At 73.3% G+C, this 7,320-nt stretch carries 6 protein-coding genes; 1 reads left to right on the top strand and 5 read right to left on the bottom strand.

What is annotated here, in order from left to right; all coding sequences use genetic code 11:
* Positions 1 to 196: 196 nt before the first annotated feature.
* The 4 genes from ACWEFL_RS35990 to xylB form a co-directional block, all read right to left on the bottom strand.
* Complete coding sequence (locus ACWEFL_RS35990; protein WP_451721309.1) at positions 197 to 1,015, bottom strand: N-formylglutamate amidohydrolase; 819 nt, start codon at positions 1,013 to 1,015, stop codon at positions 197 to 199.
* A gap of 111 nt (positions 1,016 to 1,126) precedes the next feature.
* On the bottom strand, positions 1,127 to 2,410 hold the full coding sequence (locus tag ACWEFL_RS35985) for a cation:proton antiporter (RefSeq protein WP_451721307.1): 1,284 nt from the start codon (positions 2,408 to 2,410) through the stop codon (positions 1,127 to 1,129).
* 2 nt (positions 2,411 to 2,412) lie between these two features.
* Entirely contained in the window at positions 2,413 to 2,883 is a 471-nt protein-coding gene (locus ACWEFL_RS35980) for a cation:proton antiporter regulatory subunit (RefSeq protein ID WP_451721305.1), read from the bottom strand.
* 792 nt (positions 2,884 to 3,675) lie between these two features.
* The gene (gene xylB / locus ACWEFL_RS35975; protein WP_451721303.1) at positions 3,676 to 5,157 is read right to left on the bottom strand and encodes a xylulokinase; all 1,482 of its coding nucleotides are present in this window, start codon (positions 5,155 to 5,157) and stop codon (positions 3,676 to 3,678) included.
* 185 nt (positions 5,158 to 5,342) lie between these two features.
* Between xylB and xylA the strand changes: the two genes are divergently transcribed.
* Positions 5,343 to 6,518: a xylose isomerase gene (gene xylA / locus ACWEFL_RS35970; RefSeq protein ID WP_451721311.1), complete on the top strand. Its 1,176-nt coding sequence runs from the start codon at positions 5,343 to 5,345 to the stop codon at positions 6,516 to 6,518.
* Between the two features lie 139 nt (positions 6,519 to 6,657).
* On the opposite strand, the gene ACWEFL_RS35965 is transcribed toward xylA, so the two are convergent.
* A partial coding sequence (locus ACWEFL_RS35965) for a sigma factor-like helix-turn-helix DNA-binding protein (RefSeq protein ID WP_451721301.1) occupies positions 6,658 to 7,320 on the bottom strand: 663 nt, incomplete at its 5' end.

Below are 7,320 nucleotides of genomic sequence, written 5' to 3'. Positions count from 1 at the left end.
GGTCCTCTCCGTCGTCGCCACGGAGGAGTTCGAGGTCGTACGGCACGTCGAGGACGGCGACGGGGCACCCATGGGTGCCCCGCCCCGCCTCCGTCACCGCGACGGTCCGGCCCGGGGGACGCGAAGGCTGTCCGGCCCGGCGACGCGACGGCTGTACGGCCGGGGGACGCGACGGCTGTCCGTCGGCGTCGGAGGGCTACCGACCGTCGGAGGGTGACCGCCCGGACAGGTCGTCCACCAGGCTCGCGAGCGCGTCCGCCAGCGCGCCGAGGCCCGGCCCCGGCGGACCGCCCGGCTCGCGCATGTACACATCCCGGCGGATCTCGATCATCAGCGCCGTGACGCGGGGATCCCGGCCGTAGAACTCCAGCGGCACATAGGCACCCCGGAAGGGGCTGTCGACGCCCGTCCCGCCGAAGCCCGCGAACGCCCGCTCGGCGTGGGCGAGCAGCTCGGGCGAGGTGTGGAACGCGTCGGTGCCCAGACAGACCGGCGGGCGGGGGCCGTTCCCGTGGAGTTCGTACGGAAGCCGCTCGGCCGGATACGAGTGGACGTCGACGACGACCGCCCGTCCGGTCGCGGCCAGCCGGCCGGCCACCGCGTCCGTCATGGCCCGCGCGTACGGATGGAAGTACCGCTCGAGCAACGGACGCGGGTCCGCGTCGGCCGGTCGCAGCGGCTCGCGGTGCGTCGTCGCCGTGTAGACCGCGCCCATGCCGACCGCCAGCATCTCCTCGCGCTCGTCGGGGAACCGCTCCGGATCGACGACCAGGCGGGAGAGGCCGTTGACGAAGAGCCAGGGCGCGACCGCGGCACGCGAGGCCGCCGCCTCGGCCAGCTGTGCCGTGTGGGCGTCGGTGATGTGGTCCAGCTCCCGTTCCAGAGCGCTGTCGCCGAGCACGATGCCGGAGCGCACCGACTCGGGAATCACCCGTGAGGAGTGCGGAACGTGCAGGATCACGGGGGAGTCCCCGGCACCGGGGAGGAGCCGGAAGGCGTCGGGCGTTCGGGGCATGGGTTCTCACTCCTGGCTGACTGTGCCCGGAAACGGAGGCCGGCCGACAGCGGCACGCGTGGCCCGGTACGGGCGGCGGGTCCGCGTCGGCCGGCGCGCGCGGCCCGGCCTTCAGTCGGTGGTGGCCGTCTTGTCGAGCGTGACGGGTTCCGGCGGCTTCGGCGGGCCGGGCACCGCCGAGAGGTTCTGCGGAACCGCCGCCGGAGCGCCGTCCGGGCACTCCGGCAGCGGCTCCGTGCCCTTCCGGGACGCGCTCACCCTGGCGACCAGGGGTTCCGTCCAGCGGGCGGCCAGTGGCCCCAGGATCACCAGGATCAGGACGTACGCGGTGGCGATCGGTCCGATACCGGGTTCCGCGCCGACCGCCAGCCCGGCGATGACGATCGAGAACTCGCCTCGGGCCACCAGCGCGCCCCCGGCGCGGAGCCTGCCGCGAGGACCGATGCCCGCCCGGCGTGCCGCGTACCAGCCCGTGAGGATCTTGGTGCCCGCCGTGATGATCGCGAGCAGCAGCGCGGGCAGCAGAACCGGCGGGATCTTCGTGGGATCGGTCGACAGCCCGAAGAAGACGAAGAACACGGCGGCGAACAGATCCCGCAGCGGAGTGAGGAGCTTACGCGCCCCTTCGGCGACGTCCCCGGACAGCGCGATGCCGACCAGGAACGCGCCCACGGCGGCGGAGACCTGGAGTTCCTGTGCGACTCCCGCTACCAGCAGGGTCAGGCCCAGCACCACCAGCAGCAGCATCTCCGGATTGTCGGAGGAGACCGCGCGGCTGATGACGCGGCCGTGCCGGAGCGCGAGATACAGCACGATCCCGACCGCGCCCAGCGCGATCAGCAGCGTGATGCTGCCGCCCGCGAGCCCCACACCGGCCAGCAGCGCGGTGAGCAGCGGCAGATAGACCGCCATCGCCAGGTCTTCCATCACCAGGATGCCCAGGATCACCGGGGTCTCCCGGTTGCCCAGCCGCCCGAGGTCCGTGAGGACCTTCGCGATCACACCGGACGACGAGATCCAGGTGACGCCGGCCAGGGCGACCGCCGCGACCGGCCCCCAGCCGAGCAGCAGGGCCGCCGCCGCGCCCGGCAGCGCGTTGAGCACGAAGTCGACCGCTCCCGACGGGTACTGCGTCTTGAGGCTGCCGACCAGTTCGGACGCGCTGTACTCGAGGCCCAGCAGAAGCAGCAGCAGAATGACGCCGATCTCGGCGCCGACGGCCACGAAGTCCTCACTGGCGCTGAAAGGGAACAGGCCGCCTTGACCGAAGGCCAGCCCCACCAGAAGGTAGAGGGGAATGGGGGACAGGCCGATGCGTCCGGCGAACCGGCCTATCAGCCCCAGCCCCAGGATGATCGCACCGAGTTCGATCAGCAGCGAGGTCGTGTCATGCACCCTCAGACCCCCGCGATGATCTCGGCGAGCGCGTCCACGCCCTCACGGGTTCCCACGGCGACCAGCGTGTCCCCGAGGGCGAACCGGAAGTCCGGTCCCGGTGAGGGATGCGCGCTCGTCCGCCGCAGTACGGCGACGATCGACGCGCCGGTCCTCGTCCGGGCCTGCGTATCGGCGAGCAGCCGCCCCAGGTACGGGGAGCGCGTTCCCACCGGGATGTGCTCGGTCACCAGGTCGATGCCGTCCGTCCGTACGGCGTCGATGGGCTCGGGGTCGATGAGGTGCGCCAGCGCGGTGGCCTCCTCCGACGACAGCGGGACCTCCAACTGGCACGCGTCGGGGTCATCCGACGCGTAGAAGCCGAGGAAACGCCGGCCGTCGTGGTGCACGACGACGGAGATATGCCGACCGGCCTCGGTCGTGAAGTCGTACTGCGTCCCGACTCCCGGCAGTGAGGTGCGACGGGTGCCCATGCTCGCCTCCCAAGGCGTGGGTCGTCCTCTCACCGCGTGCGGGTGAGCGGGGTCCTGTGTGGTGTACGAACGCATTTTACGGACACGGATCGCCGCCGATGCGCGAGCGGGGCCCACCAAGCCCCGGACCGCACACGTCGGTGAGCGCGCGCGGGGTGTGCGGCTATTCCCCGGAGGGGCCTGCCGGGGGGCGCTGCCGGGCCTCGGCGCGGCCCACCGGACCCCGGTCCGTGACCCTCCTTTTCCTTCCCGGCCCGCCTCTGCACGTCCTCGCGGGATCGCCCGCCGCGGGGCCGGAGATCCGTCCGCGCGGCGCCGCGCGGACGAGAAACGGCCCGGACGCCCGAGCGCCCGGCAACCGGGCTCGCGGCAGCCTGACGGGGTGCACCCGGCAATCAGGCGCGGGGCGACGGGCGAACCGGACAACCGGGCTCGCGGCAGTGTGACGCCGGACGGGCGGACACCCGGCCGTCCGGGCACGGGACAACCGGGCGACGGGCGAACCGGAGCATGGGCCCGCGGTAGCCCGACGCCGGACGGGCGGACAGCGGACGGCCGGCACCCGGCAAGCGGCACGGGGCAACCAGAGAACTGGCCCGAGCCAGCCTGACGCCGGACACCCGGCCGTCCGGGCACTGGACAACCGGACGGCGGGCGAGCCGGAGAACGGGCCCGAGCCAGTCTCACAGCGGACGGGCGGACACCGGACGGCCGGGCCCGGCCCCCGAGTGCCCCCGGTGGACCGGCGGGCCCGCCGCCCGCACCGCCGCCCGCCCAAGGGCCAGGCGGCGCTCACTCCGCCCCCGTGACCCCCGCCAGCACCGCGGAGACCCGCTCCCACGTCTCCATGTCACGCTCCACCGCCGCCAGTTCGGTGACGGGCCCCGCCGCCCCCGCCGCCTCCCACGCACGCGCCACGGCCACCGGGTCCTCGCCCGACACCGCCCCGGCCGCGAGCGCCGCCGCGCCGGTCGCGACCAGTTCGCCCGCAGAGGGGATCAGGAGGGGGCGGCCCGACAGCCGGCGCACGGTCTCCACCCAGTGCCGGCCGCGTGCGCCGCCCCCCACCAGCCGCAGCGGCCGCGCCGCGACCGCCGGATCGCCGGGTGCGAGCCCGCACGCTTCGAGGACCGAGTCGAGCGCGCGGAGGACCGTGACCACCGCTCCCTCGTACGCCGCCCCGAGGATCTGCTGACGGCTCGTCGTATGCCGCAGGCCCGTGAGCAGGCCGGACGCGTTCGGCAGATCGGGGGTGCGCTCCCCGTCGAGATACGGAAGGAGGACGACCTCCCCGCCCGCCTCGGCCGTGTCGCGGCTCAGCCCCAGCAGCGAGGCGACCTTGTCCACCGCCAGGGTGCAGTTCAGGGTGCACGCCAAGGGCAGATAGGTGCCGTCGGTCGCGGCGAACCCCGCGAGCGCGGCGGACGCGGGCCGCGTCCGGGTCGCCGCGTACACCGTGCCCGAGGTGCCGAGGCTGAGCACGGGGTGGTCGAGCAGGCCCGAGCCGCCGAGCCCCAGACCGACGGCCGCGGCCATGTTGTCCCCCGTGCCGGCCGCGACCGCGATGCCCGCGGGCAGGCCCAGGTCGTCGGCCGCCGGTCCGGTGAGGGAGCCGACGCGCTCGCCGCCGGTCGCCGCCACCGAGGGCAGCAGTCCGGCGTCGAGGCCGATGAGCTCCAGGAGTTCGCGGTCGTACGAGCCCGTCGCGGTGGAGTACCAGCCGGTCCCGGACGCGTCGCCCGGATCCGTGACCGCGACGCCCGCGAGCCGCTCGGTGAGGAAGTCGTGGGGGAGCCGTACCGCCCTCGCGGCTTCCACCGCGCGCGGCTCGTGCTCCCGCAGCCACCGCCACTTCGAGGCCGTCACGGACGCCACGGGCACGGAGCCGGTGCGGGCCGTCCACGCGCTCGGCCCGCCGAGAGCCTCGGTGAGGGCGGCGGCCTGCGGCGCGGAACGGGTGTCGTTCCAGAGCATCGCGGGCCGCACCGGACGCCCCGACCCGTCCAGGACGACGAGGCCGTGCTGCTGCCCGGCGACGGCGATGCCCGTCACGGCGGACGCGGGCACATCGGACTCCTTGAGCCCCGAGGCCACCGCCTCGCGCAGGGCGTGCCACCACACCTCGGGGTCGCTCTCCCGCGCGCCCCCGTCGCCGGTGACCTCGTGCGCGGCCCGGCCCACGGCGAGCGTGCGGCCGGTCGCCGCCTCGATGAACGCCGCTTTGGCGGACTGGGTCGAGCTGTCCACACCGATGACGACAGCCTGCGTCGGCATTGCCTCCACCTCTCTGCCCCTGCACTCCGTCCGGCCCGATTTGGCCGCAGTGGGAACAAATTACGCCAACGCCATGCGGAGGAACAGGTGTTGAGGGTCTTTTGTAACCCGTCCCAGATGTGCATGATTAGTAAGCAAAGAAAACAAACACCGTGTCAGACTGTGGAAAGAAGGCGGTCAGAGCCATGACGGAAGGCTTCACCCCCACACCCGGCGACAAATTCAGCTTCGGTCTCTGGACGGTCGGCTGGCAGGGCAGGGACCCGTTCGGGGACGCGACCCGGCCGCCCCTGGACCCCGCCGAGACGGTGCGGCGGCTCGCGGAGCTCGGCGCGTACGGGGTGACCTTCCACGACGACGACCTCATCCCCTTCGGCGCGTCCGAGTCCGCGCGCGATGCCCACGTCAAGCGTTTCCGGCAGGCGCTCGACGAAACCGGGCTGGTGGTGCCCATGGCCACCACCAACCTCTTCACTCACCCCGTCTTCAAGGACGGCGGCTTCACCGCCAACGACCGGGACGTACGCCGCTACGCGCTCCGCAAGACCATCCGCAACATCGACCTCGCGGCGGAACTCGGTGCCCGCACCTATGTGGCGTGGGGTGGACGCGAGGGCGCGGAGTCCGGCGCGGCGAAGGACGTACGGCTCGCGCTCGACCGGATGAAGGAGGCGTTCGACCTCCTCGGGGAGTACGTCACCGAGCAGGGCTACGAACTCCGCTTCGCCATCGAGCCCAAGCCCAACGAGCCGCGCGGCGACATCCTCCTGCCCACCGTCGGCCACGCCCTCGCCTTCATCGAGCGACTGGAACGGCCCGAGCTGTACGGAGTCAACCCGGAGGTCGGCCATGAGCAGATGGCCGGGCTGAACTTCCCCCACTCCATCGCCCAGGCGCTGTGGGCCGGAAAGCTCTTCCACATCGACCTCAACGGCCAGAACGGCATCAAGTACGACCAGGACCTGCGCTTCGGCGCGGGTGACCTGCGGTCGGCGTTCTGGCTGGTGGACCTGTTGGAGACGGCCGGGTACGAAGGACCGCGGCACTTCGACTTCAAGCCGCCGCGGACGGAGGACGCGGCCGGGGTGTGGGAGTCGGCGGCGGGCTGCATGCGGAACTATCTGATCCTCCGGGAGCGCGCGTCGGCGTTCCGCGCGGACACGCGCGTGCGGGAGGCCCTCCGGGCGGCGCGGCTCGACGAGCTGGCCCTGCCGACGGCCGCCGACGGGCTGTCGGCGCTGCTCGCGGACCGCTCGGCCTTCGAGGACTTCGACGTGGACGGCGCGGCCGAGCGGGGCATGGCCTTCGAGGCCCTGGACCAACTGGCGCTGGACCACCTGCTGGGCGTCCCCCGCCCGTGACACCGCCCCCGAACGCCGTGCGCCGCGATCGCCGGCGCGGGCGGGCCGGGGGAGTCCTGGGCGTGGCGGCCCTCCGGTGATCTTCGAGGGGAAGCCGGACGCGATGCCTGGTCGGCCGCGTCCGGCTCCGCCCCGGTGCTCAACGCACGGTGAGCGGCGTCTCCGATTCGACGAGGGTCAGCTTCTCGGGGTTGCGGACGTAGTACAGGCCGGCGACGCGGGCGTCCTCGACCCGGAGCGCGATGACGCCGTCGATCTCGCCGCCCACGCGCACGACGAGAGCCGGGTTGCCGTTGACCACCGTGGGATCGTAGGTGATCGTGTCCGCGACCCTGTCCGCGGTGCCGAGGTAGAAGCGGATCACCTTGTCGGCGCCGGTGATCGGCCGCAGCGCGGCCTGCTTGACGCCGCCGCCGTCGCTCACCAGGACGACATCGGGGGCGAGCACGTCGAGGAGCCCTTGCAGGTCCCTGGTTTCGAGCGCGCGCCGGAACGACTCCAGAGCCGCTCGGGCCTCGCTCGGGGAGACCACCCGGCGAGGGCGGCGGGCATCGACGTGCCGGCGGGCGCGGTGCGCGATCTGGCGGACGGCCGCGGGGCTCTTCTCGACCGCGGCCGCGATCTCGTCGTAACCGATGTCGAAGACCTCCCGGAGCACGAAGACGGCGCGCTCGGTCGGCGAGAGCGTCTCCAGAACGAGCATCAGCGCCATCGACACGCTCTCGGCCAGCTCGACGTCCTCGGCCACGTCCGGCGCGGTGAGCAGCGGCTCGGGCAGCCAGGGGCCCACGTACGCCTCCCT

The sequence above is a fragment of the Streptomyces sp. NPDC004838 genome (assembly GCF_053600955.1).
Note: the sequence above shows the minus strand (reverse complement) of the source record. Positions and strands in the feature narration are given on the sequence as shown.

Excerpts from the sequence above, each read along its gene's own strand:
- ACWEFL_RS35980 (WP_451721305.1), bottom strand. The coding sequence starts at position 2,883 with ATGGGCACCCGTCGCACCTCACTGCCGGGAGTCGGGACGCAGTACGAC.
- ACWEFL_RS35990 (WP_451721309.1), bottom strand. The coding sequence starts at position 1,015 with ATGCCCCGAACGCCCGACGCCTTCCGGCTCCTCCCCGGTGCCGGGGAC.
- xylB (WP_451721303.1), bottom strand. The coding sequence starts at position 5,157 with ATGCCGACGCAGGCTGTCGTCATCGGTGTGGACAGCTCGACCCAGTCC.
- xylA (WP_451721311.1), top strand. The coding sequence starts at position 5,343 with ATGACGGAAGGCTTCACCCCCACACCCGGCGACAAATTCAGCTTCGGT.